The organism is Bacillus cereus group sp. BfR-BA-01316 (assembly GCF_022664195.1).
Lineage (GTDB): Bacteria > Bacillota > Bacilli > Bacillales > Bacillaceae_G > Bacillus_A.
This window is the reverse complement of record NZ_JAKUGX010000122.1, coordinates 1-235: the sequence shown is the minus strand read 5'-3', so window position 1 is coordinate 235 and position 235 is coordinate 1. Positions and strand designations below refer to the sequence as shown.

Sequence of the window (235 nt, the reverse complement as noted above, 5' to 3'; positions counted from 1 at the left end):
AACGTCCTACTCTCACAGGGACAAGGTCCCAACTACCATCGGCGCTAGAGAGCTTAACTTCCGTGTTCGGTATGGGAACGGGTGTGACCTCTCTGCCATCATTACCAGACTATATTCATTTAAGACAAGAATTATTGTAACTCATTCACTTTTAAAGGTCAATAAGTTTTTTATATTCTTTCAAAACTAGATAACATTGCTTCATATTATATGGTTAAGTCCTCGATCTATTAGT

General features: G+C 37.9%; 1 rRNA gene. It reads right to left on the bottom strand.

Features of this window, described 5'->3' with window-relative positions:
* Nucleotides 1–109: ribosomal RNA gene (gene rrf / locus MR071_RS25270) — 5S ribosomal RNA — on the bottom strand; the annotation flags it as partial.
* Nucleotides 110–235: the final 126 nt, after the last annotated feature.